Source organism: Clostridium sp. UBA1652 (genome assembly GCF_002320975.1).
GTDB classification, from domain to species: Bacteria; Bacillota; Clostridia; order Clostridiales; family Clostridiaceae; genus Clostridium_T; species Clostridium_T intestinale.
In genome coordinates this window covers 36,408-56,027 of record NZ_DCLI01000014.1, presented here as the reverse complement: position 1 = coordinate 56,027, position 19,620 = coordinate 36,408, and the positions used below count along the sequence as shown (strand labels likewise).

Genomic DNA, 19,620 nt, shown 5'->3' with positions numbered 1-19,620 from the left:
CATATTTTTCACCAAAAAAGTTATTAGTTTTCATTTTCATTAGCGAAAGTATAGGCTTACTCCTCCATCTTAATTGATGCAGGAGCTTTTATATTATTTCCTAAACAATGCTTTTAAAGTATTCTTACCTACTAACGAATCATCTTCAAGTCCTCTATCTCTTTGAAATTGAACTACTGCTCTGTAGGTTTCTCCCCCAACACCATAAACTCCATCTGCTCCATAGTTAGATAATTTATATCCTAATTGAATTAATCTCTTTTGGATAACTCTAACCAAGTCATTCCTCTGACCTTGGGCTACCAATGCTCTATCAAATACTGCTATTGTTAAATATCCTAAATATCCATCAGTCGCTAAACCATCGCTACAGAGTTTATTCAAAGCTCTCTGTAAGTCCTTAACAATATCTCCTGTTATATAGTACCTCTGAAACTGGAGACATAACAACTGGTGACTTTCCATTAACTGCTCTAACTTCTGACATGAATACATCTTTATTTAACCCTGTACCTGGACAATCTGTAGAGAACAACTCTCTATGGAATCTCACATACTTACTTCTATCGTCAAAATACTTAGCTAATCTTAAAATGTTATCCTTTTGAGCACCATCTAACGTTTCTGCACCTATATTAAAATTACCCAAAATTTCACAAGCAAAAGCACCAGTGTTCTTACCTAATATTGAAGTTGGGGTTGTACTAAAATCTCTACTAGTAAAGAATAATCCATTAGGCAGTAAGGTAATATGTTGCCCTATATCTGACCATCCATTAACATTTACATGATAGTTTTTCATATTTTGTTGTAGCACTAAACCATTGTTACCATGAAATTCTGCTTTACATGGTTTATAAGTATGATGTACATATAACTTCACATGATTATAGTTGTTTAATCTTCCTAATAATTGATCTAATGTTAAAATTTCAAATCCCATTTTTATCATCCTTTCAAATTTTATTTAATAAATATAAAAGGAGCCATAAGGCCCCATATATTACTTTGATATGCTTTTATTTATTTTTCCATCATCCAAATAGTCTTTATCCAATACATATAACAAGTTAGGGTTTAGCGCAATGTTCACATTTTTATCTATTTCTTTTTCTTTTTATCGGATGAAGTAGTTTTGGAGCTGGTACCTGCTTTATTATTTTTATTTGCTTTTGGCTTTTTAGTTGAGCCACTTTTACTTTTTCCTTTATCAGGCATAGTATTTCCCCCTTAATTTTAATTATCATATCCATATTTATGAAAGCAATTTATAACCGCAAATAAATTTAACCACATTACTTCTTAAATATTTATTTAGAAATATTGTGGTCAAATTTTAAACTATAGAATTATGCAGATTAATCCGCCATTACCTTCATTAATAATTTTTTGAAGTGTTTTTTGTATTTTTACTTGTACATCTTCTGGCATCTTATATAACTTGTTTTGAAGTCCTTCTTTTACTAATACTTCTAAAGACTTTCCAAACATATTACTCTGCCATAGTTTTGATGGATCATTTTCAAATTGGTTAAGTAATGATTTCATTAATTCTTCTGTTTCTTTTTCAGTTCCCATAATAGGAGATATTTCAGTTTCTATATCCGCTTTTATTAAATGTAGGCTAGGCGCACTAGCTTTTAGTTTTATTCCATATTTAGAACCATGTTTAACTATTTCAGGTTCTTCAAATTTCATTTCTGAAAGCTGAGGAGCTACTAATCCATAACCTGTATCTTTAACATCTTGTAATGCTATTGATACTTTGTCGTATTCAACTTTTGCATGGTGAAGGTCTTTTACTAAATCTATAAGGTGTGATTCAGATGCTATTTCTGTATCACATAGCTCGCTTAGAATTTTATAGAATATTCCATCCTTAGGCTTCATATTAATTCTAGCTGTACCATTTCCTAAATTCATTTCAGTAACTTCTGATTGTGCAAAGATATCTTCTCCAGAATTATTATTTAGGCATTCTTTTATATCTCTGACTTTAAATATGTTCTCACACATTGATTTTACTATGTTTATAAAATTAGATTTTAACCAATGAGAACCTTCTAATTTTTCTATCCACTCAGGCATATCTATGTTTATTTCTTTTACAGGGAACTCTTTAAGTACTTTTTTGAATAATTTTTGTATGGATCCTTCATCCATTTTTTGTACATCCATTATTTCAACTGATACATTATACTTTAATTCCATGCTTTTCTTTAATTCCATTGTTTCTGTAGCATTAGGATTATTTGTATTTAATATTACTATAAATGGTTTATTTATAGATTTTAATTCTCCTATAACCCTTTCTTCAGCCTCTACATAGTCTTCTCTTTGTATTCCTGTGATAGATCCATCTGTAGTTACTACAAGACCTATTGTTGAATGATCTGTTATAACCTTTCTTGTTCCTATCTCAGCAGCATCTTCAAAAGGAATCTCATAATCAAACCATGGTGTATTTACCATTTTAGGATTGTTTTCTTCTATATAGCCTAAAGCTCCTTTAACTATATATCCAACACAATCTACAAGTCTGACTTTTAGTTTCAATTCCTCCTCTAAGGATATTTCTACTGCTTCGTTAGGTACAAATTTAGGTTCAGTAGTATGGATTGTTTTTCCTGATCCGCTTTGTGGTAATTCATCCTTTGCTCTTTCTTTTTTATAAGAATTTTCTATGTTCGGTATTACCATAAGATCCATAAATCTTTTTATAAATGTTGATTTACCAGTTCTTACAGGTCCTACAACCCCAACATAAATATCTCCTTGGGTTCTTTCCGCTATATCTTTATAGATATTATAATCTTCCAAGATAATCCTCCTAATAATATTATTGACAATATATATATATTAGATAATTTATAAAAGTATACTGAAATTTTGGGATTTAGTTTATCTTTTTTAACCATCGTTTACGAGTATTTCTAATAATATATATTTCTGAAATTCTACTTATTATAAGATATTTGTATCCTATCCAAAATATACACTTGAAATCGTTACATAAGAAAAAATATATTTTCTTCATAAAATAAAAACGTTGCAAAATAATTTATTAATTACTTTACAACGTTTCTTTAATTAAAACTTTTCACTTTTTTTATCTCTTAACATCAACTCTTGAATTCCTCTTACAGGATCTTCTCCTTTAAAAAGAACATTATATAACAAGTCTGTTATAGGCATGGATACATGCAGATGTTCTTTCAAATCATAAAAGGCTTTGCAAGCTTTAACGCCCTCAACAACCATTCCAATTTCCTTTAATGTTTCATCTAGAGTCAGGCCTTTACCTATTAATATTCCAGCTCTTCTATTTCTAGAATGCATGGATGTACAGGTAACTATTAAGTCTCCCATACCAGTAAGCCCATAAAAAGTTTCTTCTTTTCCACCTAGGCTTTTGCCTATTCTAGAAATCTCTTTCATACCTCTAGTAATCAATGCAGCTCTTGTATTATCTCCATATCCTATGGCATCAAGAATTCCTGCAGCAACAGCTATTATATTTTTAACTGCTCCTCCAACTTCAACACCAACTAAATCATCATTTGTATAAACTCTTAAGTCTGGTGTCATAAACAATTCTTGCACCTCTTCAGCTAACTTCATATCTTTGCTTGTCGATACTATAGTCGTAGGAATACCTTGAGCTACCTCTTCTGCATGAGAAGGCCCTGATAGTATTACTGGCGAGTGATTTAAAGTTTCTTCTATAACTTCTGATAACCTTAAGTTACTATTTTCTTCTATTCCTTTTGCTAAGGAAACAATTAATTGTTCCTCTTTTAAAAGTGGTTTTATTCTCTCACACATTTCTCTAACAGCAAAAGAAGGTATAGTAAGAACTATATATTTAACTCCTTCTAGTGCAGTTTCAAGGTCAGCTGTAGCTGTTACATTTTCAGGTATAATAATATCTTTTAAGTATTTTATATTTCTTCTATGTTCATTAATTTCTTTAGCTTGAACTTCATCTCTAAGCCAAAAGTTAACTTCATATCCCTTATTCGCTATTAATACCGCAAGGGCTGTTCCAAAACTACCCCCACCTAAAAAAGCAACTTTATTCATCCCTTATTCCTTTCTTTCCCTGTACTCAATATCTATACCAGTCCCTTTAAAGTCAAAACTTTCTCTAAGCTGATTTTCTAAATATCTCTCATAAGAAAAATGTGATGCATTTCTATCATTAACAAAGAATAAGAACTTTGGTGGTTTTGTAGCAACTTGAGTTGCATAAAATATTTTTAATCTTTTAAGTCCCACTACTGGAGGTTCTTTCATTAATACTGCTTTATTAATAACCTCATTTAATATTCCCGTAGATATTCTCTTAGAGTAGTTAGCATAACAATATTTAGCTACTTCTAATACTTTATGAACTCTTTGACCTGATAAAGCTGATATAAATAAGTAGTTAGCATATGGCATAAAGTTTAATTTTGCCATTAAATCTTTTTGATATAAATTCATAGTTTTATCATCTTTTTCTATAAGATCCCATTTATTAACTATTACCATAATAGCTTTGTTAAGTTCATGTGCATACCCAATGATTTTTTCATCTTGATCTGTTACACCTTCTTGAGCATCTACCATAAGTATACACACGTCTGCACGCTCAACAGCTGCATAGGTTCTTATAACTGAGTATCTTTCTATTTCTTCTTTTACTTTACTCTTTCTTCTAAGCCCAGCTGTATCTATAAGTATAAATTTCCCATCTTCTGTTTCTAAGTAGCTATCTATAGCGTCTCTAGTAGTTCCTGGTATATCTGAAACTATTACTCTATCTTCACCTAAAAGCTTATTTATTAAAGAGGATTTTCCTACATTAGGTTTACCTATCATGGCAATTTTAATGTAATCTTCATCTTCGTCTTGATTTCCTAATTCTTTAAAGTGCTCTACTACTCTGTCAAGCATATCTCCTAAACCTAAACCTTGAGACGCTGATATAGTAATAGGGTCACCTATTCCTAAATTATAGAACTCCCAAGCATTATCTTCTTCTTTGAGAGAATCTACTTTATTAACAACTAGAACTACTGGCTTTTTGCTTTTTCTAAGCATTTGCGAAACTTCATTATCTGCACCAGTTAATCCTTCTTTACCATCAACTATAAAAACTATAACATCTGCTGTTTCAATAGCAATTTGCGCCTGTCTTCTCATTTGCTTAACTATTATATCTTGATTTTCAGGTTCTATACCACCTGTATCAATCATTGTAAAATTATAATTAAGCCACTCTGCTTCTGCATAAACTCTATCTCTAGTTACTCCTGGAGTATCTTGTACTATGGATATTCTTTTTCCTGCTAATTTATTAAATAGGGTTGATTTCCCAACATTAGGTCTACCAACTATAGCAACTATAGGCTTTCCCATCTTTTATTCCTCCTGTAAATGCGTATTAATCTTGTCAATTAAATCTTCACCAGTATAATCGACAACTATAACTTTTATATTTAATGCCTTTTCAATATCTATTATTTTCATATCATCAAGCATTATTTGTTCTTTTGAATTTGAAAGTTCATAACCTTTTCTAAACATATTACTAGATAAAATTAAATAGTCAGTTTTTATCTTGCCCTTTAATTGTTCTATAATATCTTTTCCAGTAAGAAGTCCTGCAACTGTAATAGTTTCTCCAAAGAAGTAATTCTTAATTTCATAAACGTCTAAAATTATATTAGGATTAGCTTCGTTAATAACTTCACTTGCCCATAAAAGTTCTTTATATGCAGATACTCCAGATGCAATTGTAAAACTCCCTTTATTTTTATTGCTTAAGTAATTAAGCGAATCTTTAATATATTTTCTAAATAAGGTAATCATTCCAATTCCGTCTTCTAGCTGATCATATTCTCCATAAAAATCTTCACTTGGAAGATCCATCTCTGCTAAAACGTAAAATTCATCTGAAAGTCTAACAAAAGGAGCTCCTATCTCCTTTATATACTTTTGTTGAAGCTTCTTTAAATCCTCTATTTCTTTTTTAGCTGTATCCTTGTTAAAAATCTCAAGCTCTTTTAAGCCTTTTCTATGTTTTGTTATTCCTATTGGTACAGCTGCCACATTTTGAACTGAAGGATAAAGTTTATATAAGTCTTCAACTGTCCTTTTAAGTTCTTCTCCATTGTTAATTCCAGGCACTACAACTATTTGAGCATTAATCTCAATTTCCGCTTCTGCTAATCTTTTTAATCTATCATAAAGATTTCCAGCAAACCTATTGTTAAGCATCTGAACTCTTAACTTTGGATCAGTTGTATGTACGCTAACATTTATAGGACTTATTCTGTAGCTTATAATTCTATCTATATCTTCTTCCTTCATATTAGTGAGAGTTACAAAGTTTCCTTGTAAAAAAGATAATCTAGAATCATCATCTTTAAAATAAAGTGTATCTCTCATTCCTCCAGGAAGTTGATCTATAAAACAAAATATACATTTATTAGAGCAGCTTTTTGCTTTATCCATAATAGAGCTCTCAAAGTCCACACCTAAATCCTCTTGAATATCTTTGTCTGCTTCTAATATCCAAACTTCTCCATCGGATTTTTCTATTTCAACCTCTATATATTCATCATTCATTAAAAACTTATAATCTATGATATCTTTAACCGGAGTATCATTTATGGATACCAAATAATCTCCTACTTCAATGCCTAGTTCTTCTCCCAAACTATTAGGTTCAACACTAGTAATCTTATTTTTCATTTCTAGTCTCCTAAATTATTTACTTTCATTATGTAATATTAACTTAATTAATAACTTTAGTCAATAAAAAAGGAGCCTAGGCCCCTTTTTTAAAGCTATTCATTTAAATCTACATATTTCCCAGTTTTAAGATATATAGTCCATTCACATATGTTTGTAACATGGTCTGCAATTCTCTCTAAGTATTTACATACAAATAAGAATTGTGCTGACTGTTGTATTGTATTATGGTCTTTACTCATTAATAGAAGTAGTTCTTCAAAAACAGCTTTATATAAGTCATCTACCTCATCATCCATCTTGCAAATTTCAAGTGCTCGTATATCATCTGATTCCACATAAGCATCTATAGATATTTTTATCATATTTTGAACTTTCTCAGCCATTTCACTAATGTGTTTAAGTTCCTTTATATATATTTCTTCTTTTAACTTCTTTGCAATCTTACATATATCTACTGCATGATCTGCCATTCTTTCTAAATCGGTAACTATCTTAGCAGTTGTAAATATATTTCTTAAATCTATAGCTAAAGGCTGCTCAGTTGCTATAAACTTTATACATGCATCTTCTATTTCTTTCTGCAAATCATCAACTAAATCATCTTTTTTTATTGTTTCGTTTGCTAACTTTATGTCTTTATTTTTTAATGCTTCCACTGAATTAAAAATTTGCTTTTCCACGATGCTGCCCATTTTTATAATTGCATCATGTAATTTTTGTAGTCTTAAATCTGATGAAGTTCTTGTCATAATTCTCGCTCCTTTTAAAGTATTTTATCCAAATCTTCCTGTAATATAATCCTCTGTCCTTTTATCTCTAGGTTTATAGAATATATTCTCTGTTAAATCATATTCTACCACTTCTCCATTTAAGAAAAAAGCTGTTTTATCTGCAATTCTACCTGCTTGTTGCATATTATGTGTTACTATTATTACTGTATATTTCTTTTTTAATTCATCCATAAGTTCTTCAACTTTACTAGTAGAAATAGGGTCAAGTGCAGAAGTTGGTTCATCCATTAATAACACTTCTGGTTCTACAGCTAAACTTCTTGCTATACATAGTCTTTGTTGTTGTCCACCTGATAGTCCTAAAGCACTTTTCTTTAATCTATCCTTAACTTCATTCCAAAGAGCAGCTCCTTGTAAACTTTTTTCTACAATTTCATCTAATTGACTTTTATTCTTTATTCCATGTATTCTTGGGCCATATGCTATATTATCATAAATAGACATAGGGAAAGGATTTGGTTTTTGGAATACCATCCCTATTCTTTTTCTTAATAATATTTCATCATAATCGCTATATATATTTTTTCCCTCAAAGAGTACTTCCCCTTCAATTCTTACACTATCTATTAAATCATTCATTCTGTTTATAGTTCTTAAAAATGTTGATTTACCACATCCTGAAGGTCCTATAAGGGCTGTTACAGAATTATTGTCTATTTGAAGAGAAACCTCTTTTAAAGCTTGTGAAGTCCCGTAAAATAAATTTAATTTTTTTGTTTCAATAATACTCATGTTTTCCTCCTACTTTCCACTATACGATTTATATAATGCATTTCCAATTAATCTAGCTATAATGTTAAATAATAATACTGCAAGAATTAAAACTGCTGATGTACCACTAGCTATCTTAGCAGCATCTGGAACTATGCCTTCAGCATTAAGCTTCCAGATGTGTACTGCTAAAGTTTCTGCTGGTTTGAATAATGAAAATGGTGATACATTATTTGTAAGACTTATATTAGAGAATCTAAGTCTTCCTGCACTAAGTCCTGCTGTATATAGAAATGCAGCTGCTTCACCAAATATTCTTCCTGAAGCTAAAATTATTCCTGTTAATATTTGTGGCATTGCAGAAGGTAATATTACCTTTTTTATCGTTTGCCATTTAGTAGCTCCTAACCCTAAACTTGCTTCTTTTACTTTTTTAGATGATTCCTTTATAGCAGTTTCACTAACTCTAGCTAAAGCTGGTAAATTCAATATTGAAACTGATAGAGCTCCTGCCAAAAGAGAATAACCCCAGCCAAAGTAAGTTACAAATATCAATAATCCAAATAAACCTATTACTATTGATGGTAAAGATGCCATAGTTTCTATTGATAATCTAACAAACCTAACAAATCTACCTTCCTTTGCGTATTCAGCTAAGAATATCCCTGCACCTATACCAAAAGGTACAGTTATTATTAAAGAAATTATCAACATATACACTGAATTAAATAATTGTGGTCCTATTCCACCACCAGCCGCAGTGGTTTTTGGTGCGCCGAATAAAAACTTAAAGTTTAACGAAGATGCACCTCTATAAATAACAACTGCGAAAAATGATACTAATAATAATACAACTAAAGAAGCTATTATATATAAAATAACGGTAGCTATTTTGTCTTGCGTTTTTGCACTCATCTCTCTTCACCTCTAGATCCTATTTTTCTTATTATTAATATAAATACAAAACTTATAATTAATAGTATAAGTGCAAGTGTCCATAAAGCATTGTTCCATGTTGATCCACCTGCTGTATTAGCCATATCCATAGTTATAATACTTGTTAGAGTTGCCATAGACTCTGTTAATTTAAATGGCAGTCTTGCAGTATTTCCTATAACCATCTGAACTGCTAATGCTTCTCCAAAGGCTCTTGCAATACCTAAAACAACACCTGTTAATATACCATTTTTACCTGCTGGCAATATTACTTTTATTATTGTTTGCCATCTAGTTGCCCCTAATCCATAAGAGGCCTCTAAATATTCTCTTGGTACAGTTTTAATAGCATCAGATGAAAGTGAAGCTATTGTAGGTAATATCATTACACTAAGTACTAAAATACCTGCAAGCAAACTAAATCCAAGACCACCAAAAGAGTTTTTTATTAGAGGAATAAGAACTGTTATACCCATCCATCCGTAAACAACTGATGGTATTCCAACAAATAGTTCTAAAACTGGTTGAAGTACAGTTTTTCCTATTTTAGATGATATCAAATTCATAAATATAGCCAAAGCTATAGCTATAGGGGCACTAATTATTACTGCTCCAACAGATATAAATGTTGACCCTAATATAAATACTAAAGCACCATATTGCGGAATATCTCCACTAGGATTCCATCTTGTTCCAAATAAAAATCCACTTAAACTCTCTCCATCTTTTATAAAAGTCTGAACCCCTTTGGAGGCTATAAATATCATGATAGTTAGAGTAATTATAATTATCATTACTCCGCAGAAATATGCATATCCTCTTCCAGCATATTCATTTTTAATTTTCTTTAATACATTTTTTGAGTCTTCCATTTTTGTACTTTCCCCCTCACTGAATTTAGGACTGGCGCATTTGCCAGTCCTTGGAGAATTAAGATTATTATTTAACCTTCATTTCAGCTCCACTGATATATCCTTGTTTTTCAACAACTTCTTTATTTGCATCACTTGTTATATAATCGATAAATGCTTTAGCTATTTCATTTGGTTCTCCTTTTGTATACATATGTCCCCATGCCCAGAATGGATATTTGCCTGTTGTTATGTTAGCAACTGTAGCTTCAATATTATCAATTTTAACTGCTGCCAACTTGCTCTTAGCTTCATCACTATTTAAGTAAGATAATCCTACATAACTTATTGCTCCATCTGAGTTTTCCATAGCTTTAACTACTGCGCCATTACTTTCTTGAGTTACACCTATTTGATCATTTTCTAATTCTTTTTTTCCATCAAGAATTGTTTTGATAAATGTAGCTCTAGTTCCTGATGAACTTGGTCTATGAACTATAATTATTTCTTTATCTGGTCCTCCAACTTCTTTCCAGTTCTTAGCCTTACCAGAGAATATATCTTGAATTTGTTGTTTTGTTAAATTAGTTACATTAAGGTTTTTGTTTACAACAACTGCAAAACCTTGAGCTACTACTTTGTGGTCTATTAACTCTTTCGCTTTAGCAGCATCTAATTTTTCTTCTGCAAATACATCAGAATTACCTACATCTACAGAACCTTCTGATACCTGAGTTAACCCTTGACCTGATCCACCAGCTTGTGCATTAATTGTAACATCTGGATTTTCATCTTGGAATGGTTCTGCTGAAGCTTCTATTAATGGTAATAAAGCAGATGATCCTGATAATGTTATACTTCCACTTAAATTTTTCTTATCTGGAGTTGAATTGTCAGTCCCTTTTGAGCAACCTGCAAAAGCTCCTAATCCTATTGTTAATGATAATCCTAAAATAGCTAACTTTATACCTCTTCTTTTCATCTTTTAACCTCCAAAGATTCTTTCATGTTTATTTCTTTCTATGCATTTATTATTCCTTACAAATAATATAATAAACATTAAAAGTTAACCTGTTATTAGTTTGATGTTAAGTAATATTAGATAATTGTTAAGAAAAGTTAACAATTGAATAATTTCTTGAAATTCTTATATTAAATAAAAATAAGATGCATCAAAGGTTATAAACTTCCCTTGAGGCATCCTATTTTTATATATGTTTTATTTTCACTATAAAATTACTTCCTTTACCTAAGACACTATTAACTGTAATATCTCCATTAAAATTCTTAACTATATGTTTAACTATAGCCAATCCAAGGCCTGTTCCACCCTTTGCTCTGCTTCTAGCTTTATCTACCCTATAGAAACGTTCAAATATTCTAGGTATTTCAGATTCCGGAATACCACAACCAGTATCCTCAACCTCTATTACTAGTTTATTGTCCAAATTATAGCTTCTAAAAGTAACTTTATCTCCTTCCTCAGAATACTTAATCGCATTCTCTATAAGATTAATTAACATTTGTTTAAACCCATCTCTACTTCCGTAAAGATATTTGGTATTATTATTTTTAAACTCTAATTTAATTTTTTTATCCTCTATTAGGTTATTCATAAGAATAAAAACATCATCAATAACAGCATTAGGGAAAAATTCTTCCTTAAAAACATCACCCTTTTGTTCAATATTAGAAAGGGTTAATATATCATTAATAAGCCTTGTAAGCCTCTCAGCCTCATCATTAATTATATTTAAAAAACGTTCCCTATTCTCATCATCTTTCACATATTTAAGAGTTTCAGCAAACCCTTTTATTGATGTTAATGGAGTTTTAAGTTCATGGGATACATTTGCTACAAATTGAGACCTTATATTCTCAAGCCTTCTTATATCAGTAATATCTTGTAAAACTGCAACTGTTCCTATATAATCAAGTCCATTTATAATATCAGCTGTTCTTATTCTAAGAATACTTTCTTTTGGCCAAATTATTTTAATTTCATGAACACGTACATCTTTTTTCTCAAATAATAGATCTAACTCAAAATCACGTATGTGATCCATAAGAGGTTCCCCTATTATATCCTTTTTTATTCCAAATATCTTTTTAGAATAATGGTTCATCATTATGACATTATGTTTTCTGTCTACAGCTATCACACCACTATCCATACTTTGTAATATAGCTTCTAATCGATTCTGCTTGTCTAAAACTTCATTTATCTTTCCTTGTAATTGATCTGCCATATTATTAAATGTTTTTCCTAATGTACCTAGTTCATCATTGGATAATATTTTTACTCTCCTGTTTAATTCCCCTCTAGCAATTCTAGAAGTGATAAACTCCATTTCTCTAACAGGCTCTAATATAACCCTAATTAATTTTAAAGATATTATAATAGAAACAGAAATTACAATTGCAAGTATAACTAAATAATATTTTAAAAGTCCATCTTTAAATACTTTAGTATTCTCTATAGCAATAGAGGTTCTTATAATACTTCCATCATTTAATTTTGTAGCATAATACACTAATGTTTTCTTTAGTGTGGTTGAATATCTTACAGCGGAGCCTTCTCCTTCTTCTTCTGCTTCTTTAACTTCCTCCCTGTTATTATGATTTTCAAGTGTAGATTTATCTACATTTGTATCATAAATTACAGTTCCGTCAGGCAATATATATGTGATTCTTACTTGCTTTGCTTCTTCATCAGCCTTAACTAGTTCCTTTAGATTTTCAATTTTACTTAAATCTGAATATTTTATTAAATCATTATAGAATTTTAAAGTTTCCTTAGAACTGTCGATATATCTATAATTTACTATGGCTATAAATGAAGAACTTATTACAATTAATGCAAATAAGATTGCTATAATTACAGTTATTAATATCTTCTTTTTCATATTTAATCTCCATTAAAAAATCTATAGCCTATTCCTCTAATTGTTTCTATTAACTTAGGATTTTTATCGTCTATCTCAATTTTTTTTCTTAGATGTCTTATATGAACATCTACAGTTCTTGTTTCACCAATGTACTCATATCCCCATATTTTATCAAGTAAAGTTTCTCTTGTTAAAACTCTCCCTCTATTTTTTATAAGTATTTCTAACAGTTCAAATTCTTTTAATGTTAAATCTACCTTTTCTCCATCCTTTACCACTTCATGTTTATTAAAATCTACTGATATATTAGAAAAACTGAAAGCTCTTTCTGAAGTTGGAGTAGTATTAATTCTTCTTAAAACAGCCTTAACTCTTGCAAGAAGTTCTCTTATTGAAAATGGCTTTGTTATATAATCATCAGCACCTAATTCAAGCCCTAATATTTTATCTAATTCTTCACTCTTAGCAGTGGTCATAATTATAGGTATATTTTGAGCATTAGGATCTTTTCTTATTTCCTTACACACATCATACCCATCTAACCCAGGTAACATTAAATCTAATAATACTAGATTAGGCAAATCATTTTTAGCCTTTTTTAATGCATCTATACCATTAGTAGATGTAGTGACCTTATATCCAGCATTCTCTAAATTGAATTTTAATAACTCCAATATATGTTCTTCATCATCTACAATAAGAATTTTTTCATTAGCCACAAAAATCCCTCCAATTAATTATCTTTTAACTATAAACGAATAACATCTTCCAGCTTCATTTCCATCTCTTCTATAGGAATGTAATTTATTATTCGTATCGCAACAAGTACATAATTTAATAGTCTGTATATTTTCTTCTTTTATCCTATTATTCCTCAATGTCTTTAATATTACTTTCTCTAATGAAAGATTTCTTCCCTCAAAAAGATTTTCTCCCTGGAAAGATTCCTTATTATTAAACTTATCTCTTAATTCTTCACTAACCTCATAGCAGCATTGCCTAATATGGGGCCCTATAATAACTTTAATATCTTCTTCATTTGATTTATATTTATCTTTCATCATGCTTATTGCATTCTTAACTATTTCATCATAAGTTCCTCTCCATCCACTGTGAACTGCACTTATGACGCCCTTAACCTTATCATATAATATAACTGGCACACAGTCTGCATAAAAAACACCTACTCCTACATTCTTTAAAATTGTAATGAGACCATCTGCCTCTTCGCTATTAGTTTCTTCATTAACATCAGATACATTTATGATTTTATCTGAATGTATTTGGGTAAGATACTTTATAGAACTTAATTCAAATATATCTTTTAACTTCTCTATATTATTCCTGCCTTTTTCAAGCTTTCTGTTATAATTTTTATCTCCTATAGAAAAATATATTTCAAACTTATCATCAGAAAATGATATGAATTCTTCATTATTAATTTTTGTCATCAATTATCCTCCTCAAGTAATTTAATTTTAACATTTTATAGTTAATTTGAAACATTATAATTGCTTTTTTAACTTAATTATAACAAAAGGACTACCTTCTATTAGTAGTCCTTGTTTGTCATTAAGCTTTTAATTTCCTGTAAAAAAGTATTGATATCCTTAAATTGTCTGTATACAGATGCAAATCTAACATAGGATACTTCATCTATTACCTTAAGCCTTTCCATTATCATCTCACCAATATATTCTGACTTAACCTCAGAAATCATCTTATTACTAATAGCTTTTTCAACATCATTAGCTAAATCTTCAATTTGAGCTCTAGATACAGGTCGCTTTTGGCATGCTTTTATTAAACCGCTAACTATTTTTTCCTTTGAGAAAATCTCGCGGTTCATATCCTTTTTAATTACCAAAATAGGTATATCTTCAACCTTTTCATAAGTTGTGTATCTTTTCCCACAGCTAAGACATTCTCTTCTTCTTCGAATAGCTGTAAAATCCTCTGTAGAACGAGAATCAACAACCTTACTTTCTTCATAAGAACAATATGGACATCTCACTAACTTCACGCCCTTCTTTTCTAATGTAATTATATTATACAGTCAATAGACGATTTTTTCTAGAGTATTTCATCCATAAATGTATTTAACTTAACTAAAATAACATCATCACCTATTTTTATTATATCTTTCCATGGTACTTCTATAAATTCAACTTTACCAAACCAAGATCCTTTTTGAACTGGAATAAGTATTGACTCTATGGTACTACTTTCACAATCTATTTTAAAATCTCTAGCAAATCCTATTTTAGCTCCACGCTCAATATCAATAACTTCCATAGCTCGAATAGAGTTTATTGAATGTAATTCCTCATCCATTGTTCTCCCCCCTATAACTTTTACTGTATTACATAATATTCTTTAATTAAAAATATATGCAAATAAAAAATATTTCTGCACAATAAAAAATATTTCTGCACGTTTAAAAATATTTCTGCACGTTTAAAAATATTTCTGCACACGTTAAATTAATACAATGCCACTAATTCCTATAAACAATGAAAAATAAGAGCTCAATTGAGCTCTTAGACATACTTTCGCATATGTTTTAATGCTGTTTTTTCTAGTCTACTGACTTGTGCTTGAGAAATACCTATTTCATCTGCGACTTCCATTTGTGTTCTTCCATTAAAAAATCTTAATGTTAATATTAATTTCTCTCTTTCGTTTAATTTCTTCATGGCTTCTTTAATCGATATATTTTCTAACCAACTATCATCTCCATTTTTGCTATCACTAATCTGATCCATTACAAAAATAGCATCTCCACCATCATGGTAAATAGGCTCAAACAATGATACTGGATCTTGTATTGCATCTAATGCAAATACTACCTCTTCTCTTGGTAAATCTAACTCCTTTGCAATTTGAGATATAGTTGGTTCCTTATTATCTTCATTAATTAATCTATCTCTCACTAATAGAGCTCTATATGCAATATCTCTTAAAGATCTGCTTACTCTAATTGAATTATTATCTCTTAAATATCTTCTGATTTCTCCTATAATCATTGGAACAGCATAGGTAGAAAATTTTACATTTTGTGATAAATCAAAATTGTCAATAGCTTTCATTAATCCTATGCAACCCACCTGAAAAAGGTCATCAACATTTTCACCACGGTTGTTAAATCTTTGTATAACACTCAATACAAGCCTTAAGTTTCCTTTTATGAATATCTCTCTAGCACTATCATCTCCAGCTTTCATTTTGAGTAAAAGCTCCTTCATTTCCTTGCCTTTTAGTACAGGAAGCTTTGAAGTATTTACTCCACAGATTTCAACCTTATTAATTATCAAAATGATCAACCCCTTAGGAAGTAATAACTGATTGCATTTAGAGTATATCCCTAAGAAGTAAATTTTATACTGATAATAATTTAAATCATTTTATTCATTTCTTTTTTTAATCTACTTATTATCTTTTTTTCTAACCTCGAAATATATGATTGTGATATCCCAAGCATGTCGGCTACCTCTTTCTGTGTCTTTTCTCTAACCCCATATAATCCAAATCTTAATTTAACTATTTCCTTTTCTCTTTCATTCAAACTTTTAAGAACCATAAACAAAAGTTGTTTGTCCACTTCATCTTCTATTAGGTTATATACTATATCATTTTCTGTACCTAATATATCTGATAATAATAATTCATTTCCATCCCAATCTATGTTAAGTGGCTCATAAAAAGAAATTTCGGCTTTTACCTTTGAATTTCTTCTTAAATACATCAAAATTTCATTTTCTATACACCTTGATGCATAAGTAGCAAGTTTTATCTTTTTTTCAGGATTAAAAGTATTAACAGCCTTTATTAATCCAATAGTACCAACTGAAATTAAATCTTCAACACCTACCCCCGTATTTTCAAACTTTCTAGCTATATAAACAACTAATCTTAGATTTCTTTCAATCAATGTACTTCTTATTCTTTCGTCTCCAGACATAAGATTTTCTACAAGTTCTTCTTCTTCTTCTTTTGATAGTGGTGGTGGTAAAGCATCGCTTCCACCAATATAATAAACCCTCTTTTTAAATAACTTTAATTTGATTACAAGCTTATTAAGTAATAAAAGTATTTTCATCATAACGTCACAACTCCCTTATACTATTCCTCTAGATAACAATGCATTATAAGCTCCTTCTCCGCTTAATATATTTTCTGTTAAACAGACAATAACATCTCTAATCAACTTACTTTTTTCATTTTCAATTACTACATCTTTAACTTTGAAACCCTTTAGCTTTCCACCATCACCATTGATAGTTTTTATATTTATATATATAGCCTCTTTTTCATTAAAATCGGCATATTTACATATATCTCTTTCAACTACAATCACAGGCAAATCTGTAATTGGTTCTCTCAATTCATTTCCTGTATCTAAAAAACCTTTAGCATAAAATTCTTTACTATGGTACTTTATTGTCAAATTGTATATATAATTCTCCACAAACATTTTATCTCTGATTGTATTAACAATTCTTTCAACTAATATAAATATAGTTAATATAGATATTATTAAATATTTTATTGGATAATTATTTATTGTAAGTCCATCTTCTAAGCTATATCCATTACCCATTAAAGAAAATCCAAAGGATACTCCACTTAATATAAATGATGTTAATATTAACACTAATGTTCCCTTAAGTATCTCTTTAACATTTCTACACCTCATAGCTATATAAACCATAATAACAGCTACTATTATTCTAAATGGTAAGGCGGCTAAAATACTCACTTCAGGAAATATCATAACTAAAGTGTAAAAAGCTCCAACCATTGCTGCTATAATTTCCATTCTTCGTTTTCGCTTGGCTCTTAATAACTTCATCATTATTACTATTAAAAATAAATTAATCACAAAATTCTCTATTAAAAATATATCTAAATTTATCTCCATCAATTCCACCTCACAAGTAAATTATAAAACTATTAATATCAGAATTTTGTCATTTTAAACATTATAATTTCAATTATTTTACACTTCTTTTTTACAATAAATTACATTAAAAGTTAAAAAACAGCTATGAGGTTCATAAAACCTCATAGCTGTTTATCATAAATTTTATTATTTTCTTCTATTTCTTAAAAAAGTAGGTATATTTATCTCTTCTGGATCAAAAGCCTGGCTTTCAACTACTTCTTCTTTCTCTCTTGTCATTGTAGTTGCTGCTACTTCTTCTTTAACTTCTTGTTTTTGAATTCTTCTTATTTCTTCTTCAAAACCTGTAGCAATAACAGTTATTCTTATTTCATCTTTTAATGTCTCATCAATCACAGCACCAAATATTATGTTAGCATCTGGGTCAGCAGCCTCTTGAACTATTTCTGCCGCTTCATTAATTTCTAAAAGACCTAAATCAGCTCCTCCAGTAACATTTAATAATACTCCAGTAGCTCCTACAATTGACGTCTCTAATAATGGTGATGATATAGCTTGCTTTGCTGCATCTTGAGCCCTATTATCGCCAGTACCAGTTCCAACACCCATATGTGCTAAACCTTTGTCCAACATAACTGCTCTAACGTCTGCAAAGTCAAGATTAACAAGTCCAGGTATAGTTATTAAATCAGATATACCTTGTACACCTTGTCTTAATACATCATCTGCAAATTTAAAAGATTCAAGTAAAGTAGTTTTTTTATCAACCATTGACAATAATCTTTCATTAGGAATTGTAACTAATGTATCTACTTTTTCTTTAAGATTCTCTATACCCATTTCTGCGTGTTTCATTCTTCTTCTTCCTTCAAAAGGAAATGGCTTAGTAACTACTCCTACAGTCAATATGCCTAAAGATTTAGCTATTTCAGCTACTACAGGTGCGGCTCCAGTTCCAGTTCCTCCACCCATACCAGCAGTTATAAACACCATATCAGCGCCTTTAATAGCCTCTTCAATTTCTTCTCTACTTTCTTCAGCAGCTTTCTTCCCGATCTCTGGATTAGCTCCTGCTCCTAAACCTTTAGTTAATTTTTCTCCTACTTGTATTTTCTGATTAGCATGTGAAAGCATAAGTGCTTGCTTATCAGTATTTATAGCAATAAATTCAACATTTCTTAATCCTTCAACAATCATTCTATTTACGGCGTTACTACCTCCGCCACCACAGCCAACAACTTTTATATTGGCAAAATCATGCATATCTACTTCAAAGTCTAACAAAGTAATTCCTCCTTTAGAAAATTTCCTTTAGTAAAATTTTAATTTAGTTAAGTCGTTATTAATAGTTCATTTGTTTACTACTTTCCTTAGTTAAAATATTCTCAATTGTAAAAATCCTATACATTAATTTTAAATCATCATATACATCCTTTACAAGTGTTAAGGATGAATTTGTTGAAGAAATTTGTAAATAAGTCTCATTTGGAGATAAAATTAACAATTTTCCTACAAATATCATAAACATTTCTTAGTATTTTCAAAATAAATTAAGATATCACCAAAAATAACTATATTATTTATTTTATCATACTATTTTCGTTTTTTTAACTGAAATATTATGATTTTAAGGATTTATTAAATTATTTTATAAAAATTATCAATAATTTCCCTATGAATATTCTGGTTATATTTCCTCTCATTATATTATCGTAAATAAAATGATTTGTTTTATAACCAAATTAAAATATTTATTCTCATTTCAGTAAAGAAATTAGAACTATTAAGTATATTCA

Annotated in this window: 20 protein-coding genes; all 20 read right to left on the bottom strand. The window is 29.8% G+C overall.

What is annotated here, in order from left to right; translation table 11 throughout:
* Window positions 1-93: 93 nt before the first annotated feature.
* A complete protein-coding gene (locus B3N22_RS01745; RefSeq protein WP_286904399.1) occupies window positions 94-384 on the bottom strand; it encodes a peptidoglycan-binding domain-containing protein in 291 nt (96 codons plus the stop codon).
* Window positions 385-400: 16 nt separating this feature from the next.
* Window positions 401-943 (bottom strand): peptidoglycan recognition protein family protein, encoded by a 543-nt coding sequence (locus B3N22_RS01740; RefSeq protein ID WP_286904397.1) that lies wholly within the window; start codon window positions 941-943, stop codon window positions 401-403.
* 398 nt (window positions 944-1,341) lie between these two features.
* Window positions 1,342-2,820, bottom strand: a complete 1,479-nt coding sequence (spoIVA, locus tag B3N22_RS01735; RefSeq protein WP_073015872.1) for a stage IV sporulation protein A — start codon at window positions 2,818-2,820, stop codon at window positions 1,342-1,344.
* Between the two features lie 270 nt (window positions 2,821-3,090).
* Window positions 3,091-4,083 (bottom strand): NAD(P)H-dependent glycerol-3-phosphate dehydrogenase, encoded by a 993-nt coding sequence (locus B3N22_RS01730; RefSeq protein WP_286904394.1) that lies wholly within the window; start codon window positions 4,081-4,083, stop codon window positions 3,091-3,093.
* A 3-nt stretch (window positions 4,084-4,086) separates the two neighbouring features.
* Window positions 4,087-5,403 (bottom strand): ribosome biogenesis GTPase Der, encoded by a 1,317-nt coding sequence (gene der, locus B3N22_RS01725; protein ID WP_021802182.1) that lies wholly within the window; start codon window positions 5,401-5,403, stop codon window positions 4,087-4,089.
* 3 nt (window positions 5,404-5,406) lie between these two features.
* Window positions 5,407-6,741: a DUF512 domain-containing protein gene (locus B3N22_RS01720; RefSeq protein WP_286904392.1), complete on the bottom strand. Its 1,335-nt coding sequence runs from the start codon at window positions 6,739-6,741 to the stop codon at window positions 5,407-5,409.
* Window positions 6,742-6,836: 95 nt separating this feature from the next.
* Window positions 6,837-7,493: a phosphate signaling complex protein PhoU gene (phoU, locus tag B3N22_RS01715; RefSeq protein ID WP_073015869.1), complete on the bottom strand. Its 657-nt coding sequence runs from the start codon at window positions 7,491-7,493 to the stop codon at window positions 6,837-6,839.
* Window positions 7,494-7,517: 24 nt separating this feature from the next.
* Window positions 7,518-8,267 (bottom strand): phosphate ABC transporter ATP-binding protein PstB, encoded by a 750-nt coding sequence (gene pstB, locus B3N22_RS01710; RefSeq protein WP_021802185.1) that lies wholly within the window; start codon window positions 8,265-8,267, stop codon window positions 7,518-7,520.
* Window positions 8,268-8,276: 9 nt separating this feature from the next.
* On the bottom strand, window positions 8,277-9,161 hold the full coding sequence (gene pstA, locus B3N22_RS01705) for a phosphate ABC transporter permease PstA (protein WP_286904389.1): 885 nt from the start codon (window positions 9,159-9,161) through the stop codon (window positions 8,277-8,279).
* A complete protein-coding gene (pstC, locus tag B3N22_RS01700; RefSeq protein ID WP_286904387.1) occupies window positions 9,158-10,054 on the bottom strand; it encodes a phosphate ABC transporter permease subunit PstC in 897 nt (298 codons plus the stop codon). The genes pstA and pstC overlap by 4 nt, the downstream gene beginning before the upstream one ends.
* A 67-nt stretch (window positions 10,055-10,121) precedes the next feature.
* Entirely contained in the window at window positions 10,122-11,015 is an 894-nt protein-coding gene (locus B3N22_RS01695; protein WP_286904385.1) for a phosphate ABC transporter substrate-binding protein, read from the bottom strand.
* Between the two features lie 226 nt (window positions 11,016-11,241).
* Window positions 11,242-12,939, bottom strand: a complete 1,698-nt coding sequence (locus tag B3N22_RS01690) for a HAMP domain-containing sensor histidine kinase (protein ID WP_286904383.1) — start codon at window positions 12,937-12,939, stop codon at window positions 11,242-11,244.
* Window positions 12,940-12,941: 2 nt separating this feature from the next.
* Complete coding sequence (locus B3N22_RS01685) at window positions 12,942-13,640, bottom strand: response regulator transcription factor (protein WP_073015863.1); 699 nt, start codon at window positions 13,638-13,640, stop codon at window positions 12,942-12,944.
* A gap of 18 nt (window positions 13,641-13,658) precedes the next feature.
* Window positions 13,659-14,372 carry a peptidoglycan editing factor PgeF gene (gene pgeF, locus B3N22_RS01680; RefSeq protein ID WP_286904382.1) on the bottom strand — a complete coding sequence of 238 codons (714 nt, stop codon included), beginning with the start codon at window positions 14,370-14,372 and terminating at the stop codon, window positions 13,659-13,661.
* A gap of 101 nt (window positions 14,373-14,473) precedes the next feature.
* Window positions 14,474-14,935 carry a transcriptional regulator NrdR gene (nrdR, locus tag B3N22_RS01675; protein ID WP_021802192.1) on the bottom strand — a complete coding sequence of 154 codons (462 nt, stop codon included), beginning with the start codon at window positions 14,933-14,935 and terminating at the stop codon, window positions 14,474-14,476.
* Between the two features lie 59 nt (window positions 14,936-14,994).
* The gene (locus B3N22_RS01670) at window positions 14,995-15,255 is read right to left on the bottom strand and encodes a YlmC/YmxH family sporulation protein (RefSeq protein WP_021802193.1); all 261 of its coding nucleotides are present in this window, start codon (window positions 15,253-15,255) and stop codon (window positions 14,995-14,997) included.
* Window positions 15,256-15,461: 206 nt separating this feature from the next.
* Window positions 15,462-16,235 (bottom strand): RNA polymerase sporulation sigma factor SigG, encoded by a 774-nt coding sequence (gene sigG, locus B3N22_RS01665; protein ID WP_021802194.1) that lies wholly within the window; start codon window positions 16,233-16,235, stop codon window positions 15,462-15,464.
* 80 nt (window positions 16,236-16,315) lie between these two features.
* Window positions 16,316-17,023, bottom strand: coding sequence for an RNA polymerase sporulation sigma factor SigE (gene sigE, locus B3N22_RS01660; RefSeq protein ID WP_021802195.1), 708 nt, complete (start codon window positions 17,021-17,023; stop codon window positions 16,316-16,318).
* A 15-nt stretch (window positions 17,024-17,038) separates the two neighbouring features.
* The gene (locus B3N22_RS01655; protein WP_286904378.1) at window positions 17,039-17,842 is read right to left on the bottom strand and encodes a sigma-E processing peptidase SpoIIGA; all 804 of its coding nucleotides are present in this window, start codon (window positions 17,840-17,842) and stop codon (window positions 17,039-17,041) included.
* A 168-nt stretch (window positions 17,843-18,010) separates the two neighbouring features.
* Window positions 18,011-19,108, bottom strand: coding sequence for a cell division protein FtsZ (ftsZ, locus tag B3N22_RS01650; RefSeq protein WP_238904672.1), 1,098 nt, complete (start codon window positions 19,106-19,108; stop codon window positions 18,011-18,013).
* Window positions 19,109-19,620: the final 512 nt, after the last annotated feature.